10 protein-coding genes and 1 pseudogene are annotated in these 12,995 nt (G+C 48.6%); 7 read left to right on the top strand and 4 right to left on the bottom strand.

Going from position 1 to position 12,995, the window contains the following annotated elements:
- Positions 1 to 364 precede the first annotated feature (364 nt).
- The 4 genes from QJQ48_RS14515 to QJQ48_RS14500 all read left to right on the top strand — a co-directional run bounded on the left by QJQ48_RS14515 (position 365) and on the right by QJQ48_RS14500 (position 2,790).
- Positions 365 to 1,468 (top strand): AAA family ATPase, encoded by a 1,104-nt coding sequence (locus tag QJQ48_RS14515; RefSeq protein ID WP_346291951.1) that lies wholly within the window; start codon positions 365 to 367, stop codon positions 1,466 to 1,468.
- Positions 1,465 to 1,950, top strand: a complete 486-nt coding sequence (locus tag QJQ48_RS14510) for a hypothetical protein (protein ID WP_346291950.1) — start codon at positions 1,465 to 1,467, stop codon at positions 1,948 to 1,950. Before QJQ48_RS14515 ends, QJQ48_RS14510 begins: the two co-directional genes overlap by 4 nt.
- Before the next feature lie 89 nt (positions 1,951 to 2,039).
- Positions 2,040 to 2,228 (top strand): hypothetical protein, encoded by a 189-nt coding sequence (locus QJQ48_RS14505; RefSeq protein ID WP_346291949.1) that lies wholly within the window; start codon positions 2,040 to 2,042, stop codon positions 2,226 to 2,228.
- A gap of 7 nt (positions 2,229 to 2,235) precedes the next feature.
- Positions 2,236 to 2,790 carry a GNAT family N-acetyltransferase gene (locus QJQ48_RS14500; RefSeq protein ID WP_346291948.1) on the top strand — a complete coding sequence of 185 codons (555 nt, stop codon included), beginning with the start codon at positions 2,236 to 2,238 and terminating at the stop codon, positions 2,788 to 2,790.
- An 86-nt stretch (positions 2,791 to 2,876) separates the two neighbouring features.
- Here the strand turns inward: QJQ48_RS14500 and QJQ48_RS14495 are convergent, their stop codons facing one another.
- On the bottom strand, positions 2,877 to 3,749 hold the full coding sequence (locus QJQ48_RS14495) for an SDR family oxidoreductase (RefSeq protein WP_346291947.1): 873 nt from the start codon (positions 3,747 to 3,749) through the stop codon (positions 2,877 to 2,879).
- A 60-nt stretch (positions 3,750 to 3,809) separates the two neighbouring features.
- On the opposite strand from QJQ48_RS14495, the pseudogene QJQ48_RS14490 reads away from it, so the two are divergent.
- Positions 3,810 to 4,169 (top strand): annotated as a pseudogene (locus QJQ48_RS14490) (winged helix-turn-helix transcriptional regulator); the annotation flags it as partial.
- Between the two features lie 375 nt (positions 4,170 to 4,544).
- On the opposite strand, the gene glgB reads toward QJQ48_RS14490, so the two are convergent.
- Positions 4,545 to 6,830: a 1,4-alpha-glucan branching protein GlgB gene (gene glgB, locus QJQ48_RS14485; protein ID WP_346291946.1), complete on the bottom strand. Its 2,286-nt coding sequence runs from the start codon at positions 6,828 to 6,830 to the stop codon at positions 4,545 to 4,547.
- A 334-nt stretch (positions 6,831 to 7,164) separates the two neighbouring features.
- Positions 7,165 to 7,737 (bottom strand): Uma2 family endonuclease, encoded by a 573-nt coding sequence (locus QJQ48_RS14480; RefSeq protein ID WP_346291945.1) that lies wholly within the window; start codon positions 7,735 to 7,737, stop codon positions 7,165 to 7,167.
- 112 nt (positions 7,738 to 7,849) lie between these two features.
- Between QJQ48_RS14480 and QJQ48_RS14475 the strand changes: the two genes are divergently transcribed.
- Positions 7,850 to 9,415, top strand: a complete 1,566-nt coding sequence (locus QJQ48_RS14475; protein ID WP_346291944.1) for a DEAD/DEAH box helicase — start codon at positions 7,850 to 7,852, stop codon at positions 9,413 to 9,415.
- A gap of 203 nt (positions 9,416 to 9,618) precedes the next feature.
- Here the strand turns inward: QJQ48_RS14475 and urtE are convergent, their stop codons facing one another.
- Positions 9,619 to 10,380 (bottom strand): urea ABC transporter ATP-binding subunit UrtE, encoded by a 762-nt coding sequence (gene urtE / locus QJQ48_RS14470; protein WP_346291943.1) that lies wholly within the window; start codon positions 10,378 to 10,380, stop codon positions 9,619 to 9,621.
- A 567-nt stretch (positions 10,381 to 10,947) separates the two neighbouring features.
- Here urtE and QJQ48_RS14465 point away from each other — a divergent pair.
- Positions 10,948 to 12,615, top strand: a complete 1,668-nt coding sequence (locus QJQ48_RS14465) for a hypothetical protein (protein ID WP_346291942.1) — start codon at positions 10,948 to 10,950, stop codon at positions 12,613 to 12,615.
- The last annotated feature ends 380 nt before the right edge of the window (positions 12,616 to 12,995 follow it).

Below are 12,995 nucleotides of genomic sequence, written 5' to 3'. Positions count from 1 at the left end.
TGCCTTCGTCTTCCTGCCTTTCCTGTCCCAGAACCCAAAAACTTAGCCACCCCGCAACAGCGCAGTGCAAAGCGAGGTGGCTAAGGGGTACAATCCCCTAAGCCCACGCGAACTGCTCGGTAGTTTGCTGGGTTAGGCTCCTGTTGGTGCTTCCGACACCTTCAGGGGCTGCTGAGTTTTTGAGTCCTACGGTTGTGTTAACAGACTGTAACGTTTGTGGCGTTGCAGCTTAATGGCTGAGTGTACGATATCGGGCGATCGGCGTCAACTGTGATGTAGATTGTGCACTTAAAACATGTCAGCGCGGTTCGCCCCAAGCTATTTTAGTCAGGACAAAGGAAATGATCATCGTTATTGATTAACTATGCTTCAGAGACTTTATGTACACAACTTTAGATGCTTAGAAAACTTTGAGCTGTCTCTTAAAGCAATGTCTTCTGCACTGCTCATCGGCAAAAATGGCGTAGGCAAATCAACTATTGCCAATGCACTAGAGGTATTACAAAATATTGGTCGAGGCACCAATAGAATTGGAAAACTCATCCAAGCCAAAGATTTTTCGGCTGGCAGATCTAACATTCCTATCCGATTTGAGATAGAAGTACTTATCAAAGAAAAATTATACAAATATATAATTGCGCTAGAACTGCCAGGTGGATTCAAAGAGTTACGAGTCTTTGAAGAACAGCTTTTGGTTTCAGGAAATTCAATTTACTCTAGGCGAGAAGCCCAAGTTACGCTAAACGCTCACGATCGCGAAGCCCAGTTTTTAGTAGATTGGCATTTGATTGCGCTGCCGTTAATTCAAGAGAGATCTGAAACTGATCCGCTTCATATTTTTAAAACCTGGCTGGCGCGCATGATTATCTTATCGCCTATTCCCAGCTTAATGACGGGTGACTCTAATGGCGAAACTCTAGAACTAAAGCGAGATGGATCCAATTTTGGAGAGTGGTTTTCTGGATTACTGGGAGGATACCCAGCTGCTTACAGAGAAATAGATCGTTATTTACAGATGGCTATGCCAGACATTAGCGATATTCAGAATGAATTGGCTGGCCCAGAGTCTAGACGAATGAGCGTTAAATTTGAAAAGAAAAACTCAAGTCTAAAAATAAACTTCAAAGATTTGTCTGATGGGGAAAAATGCTTTTTCCTCTGTGCTGTAGTCGTAGCAGCGAACAAGTATTATGGCCCGCTCTTCTGTTTTTGGGATGAACCTGATAATCATCTCTCTTTGTCAGAAGTTGGGCATTTTGTGGCGTTATTAAGACGTTCATTCAAGCAGAATGGTCAAATTTTAGCAACCTCGCACAATGAAGAAGCAATTAGAAAATTTTCGGCTGAAAATACTTTTGTGCTTGACCGAAAGAGTCACCTAGAACCAACTCTAATCAGATTGCTAAGTGAAATAGAGCTCGAAAGCAATCTGATTGACACCTTGATTCTAGGTGATATAGAGCTATGAGCGTTAATAAATATCAGCCGCATCTTATTGTTTTGCCAGAAGATGATGCTAATCGCCAAATTGTCAACGGATTTCTAAACAATTTAAGCATCAACATTCAAGCCATTCAGATCCTGCCTGAAGCCTGCGGCTGGAAAAACGTTGCAGAGAAATTTGCTAAAGATCATATCTCTGCAATGCGTAGTTTTCCTAAAAGAAGAATTGCGTTGGTTATTGACTTTGATGACAACTTGGCGCGAATAGATTATATGAAGCAGTATATTCCAGATGATTTAAAAGACAGAGTATTTATTCTAGGAGTATTATCTGAACCAGAGCAGCTTAGGAAAGCTACCCAGAATAGTTTAGAAGCGATTGGAGAAAGGCTTTCAAGCAAGTGTCCCAACGATACAGATCAACTTTGGCAGCACGAAATGCTTAGACACAATGAAGAAGAATTGGAGCGGATAGCAGCTGCTGTAAATTCATTTTTATTTCAGTAAACTGATACTAGGCTATATAAGCAAATCGCCTTAAAGCTGATAAGAAAATGGTTCTTATTTATCTATTTGCAGGAATTATTATTCTCTTCTTGATTCTTCTTCTTACCAGAAAGCCCTTCGATTTAGAAGCGCCTCAAAACCTATCGGATGAAGATATTCGTCGAGCAGCGCAGCAGGGAAACAAAATTCAGGCGATCGCCTGGTATCGTAAACTACATGGCGCTAGTTTGAGAGCAGCCAAAAGCGCTGTAGAAAAAATGACAAAAGAAGCTGAGTAGATAAGCCTTGTCTGAAGCAAAACCCAAAATTAAAACTGCAACAGAGTCAGATTTGCCAGCGATTCTAGCGATTCACAGAGCCGCTTTTGGTGAGGAAGGCGAGGCGATCGCGGCACTCGTCACCAGCCTGCTGCAAGATACCAGCGCCGCCCCTATTCTCTCCCTACTTGCTATCAAAGATCAGCAGCCCGTCGGCCATATTCTGTTTACTCAAGCGCAAATCAGTGAGAGTTCAGCGATCGCCGCCGTCATCCTCGCGCCCCTAGCCGTTATTCCTGCTCTCCAGTCCCAGGGCATCGGTACCCAGCTCATCCAAACCGGACTTAAGTACCTAGCTGCCACAGGCACAGACCTGGTTTTTGTCCTTGGCTACCCAGACTACTACCACAAACACGGCTTTCAAACTGCTAGCTCTCTGGGCCTAACAGCCCCCTATCCCATTCCGCCAGAGCACACTGACGCCTGGAGGGTGCAGGCGCTGCGGTCAGGCGTCATCGGCCATGTCAGCGGTCAGGTACAGTGCTGTGACGTGCTCAATCAGCCAAAATACTGGCGCGAATAATGGATAAGGCTGCTCCCTAGCTTCTGAAGCTATAGAAACGGATACCTGTTGCGCTGACTGCATTTCAGGACAGACGCGATGATACCCTATGAACTCGCCACAAACCGATCGGCATAGTCCTGCGCAAATTGAGCAAAAGGAATAGGCGTATGGCCTGTGAGGGCTTCAACCGTCGGAGCGATCGCGCTGTAGTGTCCTGCCTTTTGCCGGGCGTAAAGTCCTAATACCATATCAATCTGACGATCGGGTGCTCCGGCGGCCTGCATCGCTTCCCGCGCAGCGGACTCCGGCACATCTACATACTGAATCGGGCGATTGAGCACCTCTGAAAGGATTGCCGCTACCTCATGGTTCGACAATGCGGTTGCCCCTGTCACCTGATAGGCTTTGCCCACGTGCTCAGCAATAGGCTGAGTCAAAACAGTCCCTGCTACTGCCGCCACATCCCGCAGATCGACTAGGCTGAGACGGCCCTCTCCCAAAGGCAGATAAAACGTATTTTGGCTCTTAATCGTATCGCTACAGTAGGTGATGTAGTTTTGGTGAAACGAGTTGGGCCGCAAAATTGTGTAGGCGAGGCCAGACTGAGCGATCGCCTGCTCAGATTTAAAGTGCAGTTGGCCCAACAGCATGTCCGGTTCGCTATCAGCTCCCATAACGGAAAGCTTGACCAGATGCTGCACGTTATTGGCTTTGGCCGCCTCCACACAGGTCTGATCAAGCTCTACCAGATTGGGCACCAGCGGCGTCGCCAGAAAAGCCCGCTCCACCCCAGTAAAAGCCGCCAATACCGTATCCGGGCGCGCCAAATCAAACTCCACCAGTTCCACCTCTGGGGGGAGTTTGGCTTTACCGACTGAGCGCACAGCAGCGCGAACCTGCATCCCCAGCGTGACCAATTGCTGCACAATATGGCTAGCCACATTGCCCGTAGCAGCAGTAACGAGAATAGTTGACATAGTAGGCTAACCTCTAAGCTGTCAGCCCCGACTCTAATACAAACTTTTAATAGTTACCAAATGGATACTAACAGCTCTCATCCAGCCACTTCGGCAGTTATTAAGCAGTATGGCTGTCCGGTAGAACTGACGCTAGAAGTGATTGGGGGCAAATGGAAGTGCGTCATTTTGTGGTGGCTGCTGTATGGTTCTAAGCGCTTTAGTGAGCTGATGTGCTTAATACCAGAGATTTCTCAGAAGGTGCTGACAGAGCAGTTGCGTAAGCTAGAAGCCGATGCGCTAATCTATCGTCAAACCTATCAGGAAGCTCCGCCCAGGGTGGAATATTCCTTGACGCCAAGAGGAGAAACCCTGCGATCGCTCTTAGAAGATCTCTGCGACTGGGGCAAAGCTCAGCTCACCCAGTTCAAGGCGGGCAAGCTACCGCTGAGCAACTGGCGTATTTGCCTCGTTGCTCCTAGCCATGCCACTCGTCAACACTTACAGCAGGAGCTGGTTGAGCAACGAGGGGCACGGGTTACGGAAATTAGCTTGGCTGCAGGACTATTGGACACCAAGCTGACGGACTACGATATTGCGATCGCCGATCTCAGTGCCCTCTCTCAGGCTGGGGCTGACTGGCTTCTAGCAGTGCAGGCGGTGGGCAATAGAGATACGATACCCATCATTGGCCTAGTGGCTCAAGAGGGCGATCGCCCTCTTGGGTTTGCTTACGGGTTTACAGTGCTGCTGCGCCAGCCAGTAGCGGCGGCGGAGCTAGTCGCGGCGATCGCGGCGCTGACAAAAAACTAGCCGTTAGGCCGCTTTCGCCTCTACCTCTACCGCCTTGGCCTCTGCCTCACTCAGCTTCAGCACCACTACTCCTAACGGTGGCAGGGTCAAGCTCAGGGCATAGGGCCAGCGATGATTGTGCTCCCACACGTGAGCTTCCTGACCGCCATAATTGCCTAAGCCGCTTCCCCCGTAGATTTCGGCGTCACTGTTTAGCAGTTCTTTGTAATAGCCTGCTTCCGGTACGCCCACCCAGTAGTCATATTGCGGTATGGGCGTAAAGTTGCATACCGTCACCACGAAGTCATCCGAATATTTGTCTTTGCGCAGGAACGATACAACACTATGTTCCGCGTCGTTGCAGTCAATCCACTCAAAGCCATCATTGGTGAAATCGTCTGTGTAAAGGGCTGGCTCACGACGGTAGAGCTGGTGCAGCTCCGCCATAAATCGCTTGAGCTTGGCATGGGATTCCTGCTCTAGCAGCCACCAGTCCAAATCGGCCCAGGCATTCCACTCCCGATTTTGACCAAACTCCATGCCCATAAACAGGGTCTTCTTGCCCGGATGGGTAAACATATAGGCATAGAGGGCGCGGAGATTGGCGAATTTCTGCCATTCGTCCCCCGGCATTTTCTGAATTAAATTACCTTTACCGTGCACCACCTCATCGTGAGATAGGGCCAGCATAAAGTTCTCGCTGAAGGCATACCAAAGACCGAAGGTAACGCTGTTTTGGTGATACTTGCGGTGAATCGGATCCTGGCTGAAGTAGTAGAGCATGTCATGCATCCAGCCCATATTCCACTTCAGGTTGAAGCCGAGACCCCCCACATAGGTAGGCCGCGAGACATTAGGCCAAGAGGTCGATTCTTCCGCGATTGATAGCGCACCGGGGTAGTAGCCAAACAGCAGGTAGTTTAGCTCCCGCAGAAAGTCTACCGCTTCTAAGTTCTCGTTGCCGCCGTACTGATTGGGTACCCACTCGCCCGGTTTGCGATCGTAGTCTAGGTAGAGCATGGAGGCCACCGCGTCTACCCGAATGCCGTCAATGTGGTACTTATCGAACCAGAAGAGGGCATTGGAAATTAGGAAGTTGCGGACTTCGTGGCGGGAATAGTTGAAGACTAATGTGCCCCATTCTTTGTGTTCCCCTTTGCGAGGATCTTGGTGCTCATACAGATGGGAGCCGTCAAAAAAGGCCAGTCCGTGACTGTCTTTGGGAAAGTGACCCGGCACCCAGTCCACAATGACGCCAATGCCGTGCTGGTGACACTGATCAACAAAGTACATAAAGTCTTGCGGCGTGCCAAAGCGGGAGGTAGGCGCATAGTGTCCCGCTACCTGATAGCCCCACGAACCATCATAGGGATGCTCCGCTACCGGCAATACTTCAATGTGGGTATAGCCCAGCTCTGTAACATAGGGAATCAGCTTGTCGGCCAGTTCCCGGTAGGTGAGGAAGCGGGCACCGGGCTTTTGGTCAATGGCGACGGCATAGCCTTCTTGGGGAGCGTTCTCCAAGCTGTCATGCAGCCAAGACCCCAGATGCACCTCATAAACTGAAATCGCTTCATCTTGAGGGTTGCGATCGCGTCTTTGCTCCATCCAATCAGCATCTTTCCAGGTGTAGCTGAGGTCGCTAACGACGGATGCGGTGGCCGGACGCACCTCCTGCTGGAAGCCATAGGGATCAGACTTATAGTAGAGATGGCCGTGGTGGTTCTTGATTTCGTACTTATACTTCTGGCCAACGCCGATTGCCGGTACAAACAAATCCCACACGCCGCCGCCAATCATCCGCATCTGGTGCTTGCGGCCATCCCAGCTATTGAAGTCCCCCACAATAGAGATATTGCGGGCATTGGGTGCCCACACGGCAAAATAAACCCCCTGTACCCCTTCAATCTCCGTGAGGTGCGCCCCCATCTTTTCATAAATGCGGTGGTGCTTGCCTTCGGTAAAGAGGTGGATGTCAAAGTCCGTCAGCAGTGGCGTTTTGAACGCATAGGGATCGTGCATTACCTGCTCGTGTTCCCCCTGTTTCACTTTGAGCAGGTAGTTGCTAGCTAGCTCCTCATTGTCCACCTGACACTCAAAGAAGTGAGGATGATGGTTTGGCTGCATGGGATACTGCGATCGCCCCTGGGGATGAATCACCCAGGCAGCCTCGGCATCGGGCAGATAGGCCCGCACTACCCAGCGGGTAGTATCTTCCGCCTCTACCGGGTGGGAACCCAAAATTTCAAACGGGTTCTGGTGGCGGTTTTCTACAATCCGCTGAACCTGATCGGGAGCAGCCGTCGTCATAAAAAGTCCTCTTAAATGCGTCTATAAATTGGGCGATATGGCTCAGACTGACCTAAGCTCTGGCGGCGCTGTCAGGCACCCTCAAATTCGTCAATCTCGCTAGCCAACATGCCCTAACAAAATACAAGCTGACTCTTCATGTGACATCCCACAATTGAGGGAACTGTCAACCCTAAAAGCCAGATTGCAATATTTTGTTCACAATATTACAGAAAATGAAGCTTTTCCACAAAAGCTTTTCTGTAAGAACTGGTCTGTAAGAACTGGGTGGCGATCGCCTGGCTTTCATCCCAAGGTGTCACCTACTGCGCCTGAGCAGCCTTTAACCACCTGTCTAAAACTGAGCTAAAGCAGTCCCCCGATATAGCTCCGTTATCTCAATTTCTAGGCCAATACTTTTTAGGTGCAGGCGATCGCCAGCCCGATAAACAATGGTTTCCCACTGGGGAGCGGCAGCGCCTTGCACGCGCCGTCGGCACTCTACCTGCTTTTTAGCTTGAGCGATTAAAACGTACTCTTCCAGAGACTGTAACTGCTTGTAGTCGTCAAACTTTTCGCCCTGATCAAACTTGGCAGTAGACGGAGATAACACTTCCATAATGAGTTTGGGATAGCGTTTGATGTAGCGATCCTGGCGATCGCGCGGATCGCAGGTGACGAAGGCGTCTGGATAGTAAAAAAAGGCATCAGCGTAATTAACTTTGACATCTCCGGCAAAGAACTGACAGTCACCGTCTCGCAGATGCAGATTGAGCGCCGTTAGAAAATTGATACCAATACGGCTGTGATCATCGCTATTGCCAACCATGGCATAAACCAACCCTTGCCGATATTCGTGACGAACGGCGTTTTCTTGCTCCAGCACAAGATATTCTTGAGGGCTGAATCCGGCGGGAATGGCGAGCATGACGAGCGCAGATACCTGTACTCATTAGCTTAACTTGACCTTTGGCCACAGCAAGTAGTGCTTCTATACTTAAATCTGGATCTTCTCACCTGCCTCACTTTCAACCCTGCCCATGTCCACTCCGCCCAAACTCCGTCCTTATCAGGTTCAACTAATCAACGATCTCTATCGCCAGCTAAATCAGGGGCATAAGCGGATTGCCATTATCGCCGGGACCGGGGCAGGCAAAACCATCATCAGCGGTCAGATCTGTGCTCACGCCGAAGCAGCGGGCAAGCGGCTGATGTTTTTGGTGCATTTGGACGTGCTAGTGGGGCAGACCTACGAAAAGATGCAGGCGTTTGGCCTGCACTGCGGCTTCATCAAGGCGGGGTGGGAGGAAAACCGGGACGCGCCCATTCAGATTGCCAGCGTGCAGACGATGGCTCAGCGCAAGTGGTGGCGTAAGTGGCCGGCGGACGTGGTGTTTTTTGACGAGGGTCACACGACTTTGTTTAGCCGTATTGGCAAGCAGGTACTCTATAAAACCCATTCAGAGGCGGTGCATTTAGTGATGACGGCCACGCCGCTGCGACTGGGCAAAGACCAGCTCGGTGAACACCTAGAAACCCTGGTATCTGCGCCGGTGCCCAGCGAGCTACAGGACATGGGCTTTCTCTCCCGCATGAAGTACTACAGTATGCCCCAGGACGGGCTGGCGAAGCTGGATGAGGTGCGCACCGTGCGGGGGGATTATGACGAGACGGGACTCAAAAATGCCTGCGATCGCCCGGAACTGGTCGAAAAAATCGTCACCGAATGGCAGCGTCTCACCCCCGGTAAGCGCACCATCGCTTTCTGCGTCGATATCGAGCACGCCCGCCACGTAGCAGAGGCATTTCAGCAGGCAGGGATTCCCTCAGACACGGTGGAAGGAGGCACGCCGATTAAAGAGCGGCAGCGAATGTATGCCGACCTGCGGGAGGAGCGGATTTTGGTGCTGACTTCCTGCAATGTGATTAGCATTGGCTTTGATGAACCGAGCGTGGAGGTGGGACTGCTGCTGCGGCCTACTCAGTCTAGCGCTCTGCATTTTCAGCAGATTGGCCGGGTGATGCGGATTTCGCCCCAGACCGGAAAGCGGTATGGCCTTATTCTCGATCAGGCGGGCAATCTGGAGCGGTTGGGCTTTCCGGAGGATGTGGAAGAGTATCACCTGCCGATGCAGAAGGAGACATCCGGCAATGGCGGGCCGCCGCCAATGAAGCCTTGTCCCCAGTGCGGGCGGATTGTGCATTCGTTTATCGTCAAGTGCCCGGACTGTGGGCATCAGTGGGTGAGCGATCGCCCGCTGAATTTAGAAGATATGGTGCCAATCTACTCCCGCGAACAGGCGCACCAAATCAAGGATCCAGCGATTCTCTGCGAGTTGTTTCACAGCCACCGCCGCCGCACGTTTCGCCAGGGCTATGCGCCCACACTGGCAGAGAACAGTTTTTATCAGCACTGCGGGCGGCAGCCAAAGGTAGAGTGGTACCGGGGGTCGCTGTTCGGCCTGAGACCGACCCCAGATCAGTATCAGATTTATTTGAATTACTTGAATAAGAGTGCGCGGCGATTAGGCAAGCGATCGGACTGGGTAATGGGGGAGTTTGAGAAGGAATTTGGCCAAGGGGCGTGGCAGCGGATGCTGGGGTAGGCGCTTTTTCATCTCACTCAGCTAGGAGATCGTTTGAAAAGTAACACAAGTCTACACTACCCCCTTGATGAGGAGAAGACTCAGATTTTGCCCCTTGGCAAGGGAGATTAGAGGGGGTGCAGCAGCGCGACAATGCTTTGACTGTGACTTTTCAAACATCCTCTAATAGACGCCATGTTCTGAGGATAATCTCACTTCAAAAATTAAACCGCTAAAAATTGCTGAATCACCTCGTTACTGAGATCGCCCGTGGAGCCAGAAGAGACAATTTCGCCCTTTTGCATAGCGTAGTAGTAGTCAGCTTGACGCACAAAGTGAAGATGCTGCTCTACCAGCAAAACAGAGATACCCGTCGTTGCAATAATGCGACGGACAGCCGCTTCAATGTCCAGAATAATAGAAGGCTGAATGCCCTCAGTAGGTTCATCTAAAACCAAAAGTTTGGGCTGACCCATAAGTGCGCGGGCGATCGCCAATTGCTGCTGCTGTCCGCCGCTGAGATCGCCGCCCATGCGCGAGAGCATAGTTTTGAGAACAGGGAATAGCTCATAGATTTCGGTAGGACCGATTTGGTTAGCCGAGCTATCAGGGCGATCGCGTTTTGCTTCTAGCCCGACAAGCAGGTTTTCTTGAACGGTGAGGCGAGGAATAATCTCACGGCCTTGGGGTACATAGCCAATGCCAAGCCGCGCTCGTTTATCGGGCGAAAAATGAACAATAGAGCGACCTTCATAATGAATGTCACCGCTGCGGGGACGCAGCAGACCCATAATGTTTTTTAGCAGCGTCGTTTTACCAACGCCGTTGCGGCCAATTAGGCAGATCATCTGACCTTTAGGAACAGTTAGCGATACATTCCGCAGAATGTGGCTTTCGCCGTAAAAGAAATTGAGGCCGCTGACTTGCAAAGTGGGGGCAGCGGCAGCCTCTGGTCTTTCTACGGTTTCAATGGGCTGTACGGGCATATCATCTCTCTCTACGTCGGCCTTAATCGCTTTTACCACGTTCAGCCTTATTTTGCTGCCTGTAGAGAACAGCAATTCGTTTTCAAGAACCAATTTTCTGATTCTCAAGCTCGACGGGATACCGTACAGGCGATGTGTCCTGAATAAACATCCTTTGCCATTGCAATAGCTAGCAGCATTGGGGCGATCGTATCGGCAGTATGAAAGGGCGATTGAGAAAAAGAATTCTTAGCATTGAGAAAGCCCAAATCTAGATACTTCAGAATTCTTCCAGTTGAAGCCTAGAACAAGCAGCTAACAGTGAGATACGACAGCTACAAAATTTGAAACGGTTGAAGATCAAAAGACGTGCTGTTGATTTTTTACAGATCTTTATGAAGCACGCTCACCACTTCAGTAAAGCTGTTCTAAGAATTTCTGAGTGCATAGGCTCAAGCACAACAGCGTTACTACAATACACGCAAATTAGCTTACTTGCTAAATCACCAGAATAGAGAGTGTATCAATAGCTACAAAGACAGTTGCAGTAAACCACATTACCGTTATTGACTCTGCGAATTAGCTCATATGAACTATCAAACCCAAAATGCTCTGACTGTTTTAGCGTCAAGTATCTTTTTTGGTTCAGCTGGTTTTTGGTTGATACCCAGTCAATTAAAAGGAGCAGTCGTCGGGGCAGCCTCTGGAACAGTCGGCGCTGTTGGCTATGCTCAACAAAGTCGGCGTCTCCGGCAGATTGCTGCTCAACAAAATCAGGTATCCTTTCACAATACCTATCAGGAGCGTGTGGAAGGACTTGAAACTTTAGTTGATCAGGCAGAAAAAGCGATCGCAGACATAGACTTATCTGTAACAGAGCACAAAGCAGAAATTAATAGTATTCAGGATACGGTTCAGACCAGCTTAGATAAGTCAAAAGTCAGTTTAGCCGAAGTAAAACAGCTTGAAGCGAGGCTAATAAGGCTAGAGTCTAAGACGACTTTTGGTGTCAACAAACAGTCTGACAGTAATCTAAGTTCTGGTTTCAAAGCGGAATTTACAGCAGAAAATCAAGATGAAGCTTCTGGAGATGAGGCAAAAGCTGATGAAGCCCAGAAAGTTATCGAATGGTTTGAGAGTAACCACATTGAAGTTGATAACTACTATGAACCCGATTACAGAATAGATAATATGCTAGATGGATTATCGCTGTATTTAGGCGATAACTATTCTATTCTGAGTAATTTTCATTGGAAGCTGAGAAATAGCGTCGGCAGAAAATTACACTTCAACCTTAAGGAATATGATTCTAGGTCTAAAAGGATCCACAATCAATATTTGAGAAAACTTAAGTCAAGCGATTATTTATCAGACGGCAAACTAGTCAAAAAGCAAGAAAGCCCAGACTTTATTATTGCTGCGCCGTACAATCGTTCCGATATACAAGGTTTTTTTGACGGCGGTTGGTTCGAGCGTTTTATTTACTACAAAGTCGTTGAACTGCTGGATGCTGAAGGGGCCGACTATCAGTATTTAAGAAATCCTAAAATTAGCTACAACAATAATGAGACATCAGAGCTTGACCTGTTTTTTCTAGTTAATCAAAAGCCTTTGTTAATTGAGTGCAAAGCCGGCGTCAATTATCATCAAGGCATAGAAAAATTTGTGAAGCATCGAGAGAGACTAAATCTCGACTCTAGCAATGCCATCTTTGTCGTACTTGATATCGATGAAGCGGAAGCCTATATCCGCACTCATAACTGGAAAATTACCGTCGCTGACCAAAATAACTTCTTAAGTCAAATCAAGCAGCTACTCAACGAAAATATAAGTGAACCTTCTGAGACAGCCGACGAAGAATTAGAAGAAGAAACTGAACCAGCAGCAGATGATTCTAGCCTTAAAAGCTTTTTCAAAAAGTGGAAGCTAAACCGCGCTCCGGAATATCGAACAGCCATTTTAAATGAGCTGATTCAGCTTGTTGATTCTTTAGATGAGCCTGTCAGTTTCAATGAAATAACTAAAATCATTCGCGATCGCATGAAAAGTAGTGATGCATCATTGGCGCGAATCAAAATTAGCGAGATTCTAAACTGTCTACGCCGCTTTGACCTTTTTCGCAGTGAAAATAACAAGCCGGTACGAAATACCGCCACTCCCATATTCAAAATGGCATCTCTCAAAGTTAAGACTTTAGAGAAGAAATGTATGGAATTTTATGCAGAGAAGACACCCTCGAAAGGGATCGCAATTTAAAAGTTTGAGGAACTGTAACAGTCGAAGTAGTTTCTTCAGACCTAGTTTGACGACGTCTTAGAAGAGACGTATTTTAAGGTATGTAAAGAAGAGATTTCAGAATTGAAACTCTCTACGGTAAAACTTATACCCTCACCGCCATAAAGCATGGCCGAACAATAAAAGTGACGCTTTTTCCAGTTTCGCCGCATCTGTCAAATCTTAGAGCGATTAAAACTAAGCGCGGTTACTACGTAGTGATGAAAAGTACGCTAGCGCTTACTAAAATCAATAAAGTAACTTTGACTGTCCGAGTAGATTTCTTAGTTGTTCGACTTAGTCGAGTAAATTTTACCGACAAGCTATAAGGCCTCGCGCCAAATCGAAGGTGAAAAACTTTT

Origin of the sequence: Sphaerothrix gracilis Ecp01, assembly GCF_030405905.1 — a bacterium.
GTDB lineage: Bacteria > Cyanobacteriota > Cyanobacteriia > Phormidesmidales > Phormidesmidaceae > Sphaerothrix > Sphaerothrix gracilis.
Note: the sequence above shows the minus strand (reverse complement) of the source record. Positions and strands in the feature narration are given on the sequence as shown.

Bases quoted from the DNA above. Each gene is read 5' to 3' on its own strand.
- QJQ48_RS14515 (WP_346291951.1), top strand. From the start codon at position 365: ATGCTTCAGAGACTTTATGTACACAACTTTAGATGCTTAGAAAACTTT.
- QJQ48_RS14510 (WP_346291950.1), top strand. From the start codon at position 1,465: ATGAGCGTTAATAAATATCAGCCGCATCTTATTGTTTTGCCAGAAGAT.
- QJQ48_RS14495 (WP_346291947.1), bottom strand. From the start codon at position 3,749: ATGTCAACTATTCTCGTTACTGCTGCTACGGGCAATGTGGCTAGCCAT.
- glgB (WP_346291946.1), bottom strand. From the start codon at position 6,830: ATGACGACGGCTGCTCCCGATCAGGTTCAGCGGATTGTAGAAAACCGC.
- QJQ48_RS14480 (WP_346291945.1), bottom strand. From the start codon at position 7,737: ATGCTCGCCATTCCCGCCGGATTCAGCCCTCAAGAATATCTTGTGCTG.
- QJQ48_RS14475 (WP_346291944.1), top strand. From the start codon at position 7,850: ATGTCCACTCCGCCCAAACTCCGTCCTTATCAGGTTCAACTAATCAAC.
- urtE (WP_346291943.1), bottom strand. From the start codon at position 10,380: ATGCCCGTACAGCCCATTGAAACCGTAGAAAGACCAGAGGCTGCCGCT.
- QJQ48_RS14465 (WP_346291942.1), top strand. From the start codon at position 10,948: ATGAACTATCAAACCCAAAATGCTCTGACTGTTTTAGCGTCAAGTATC.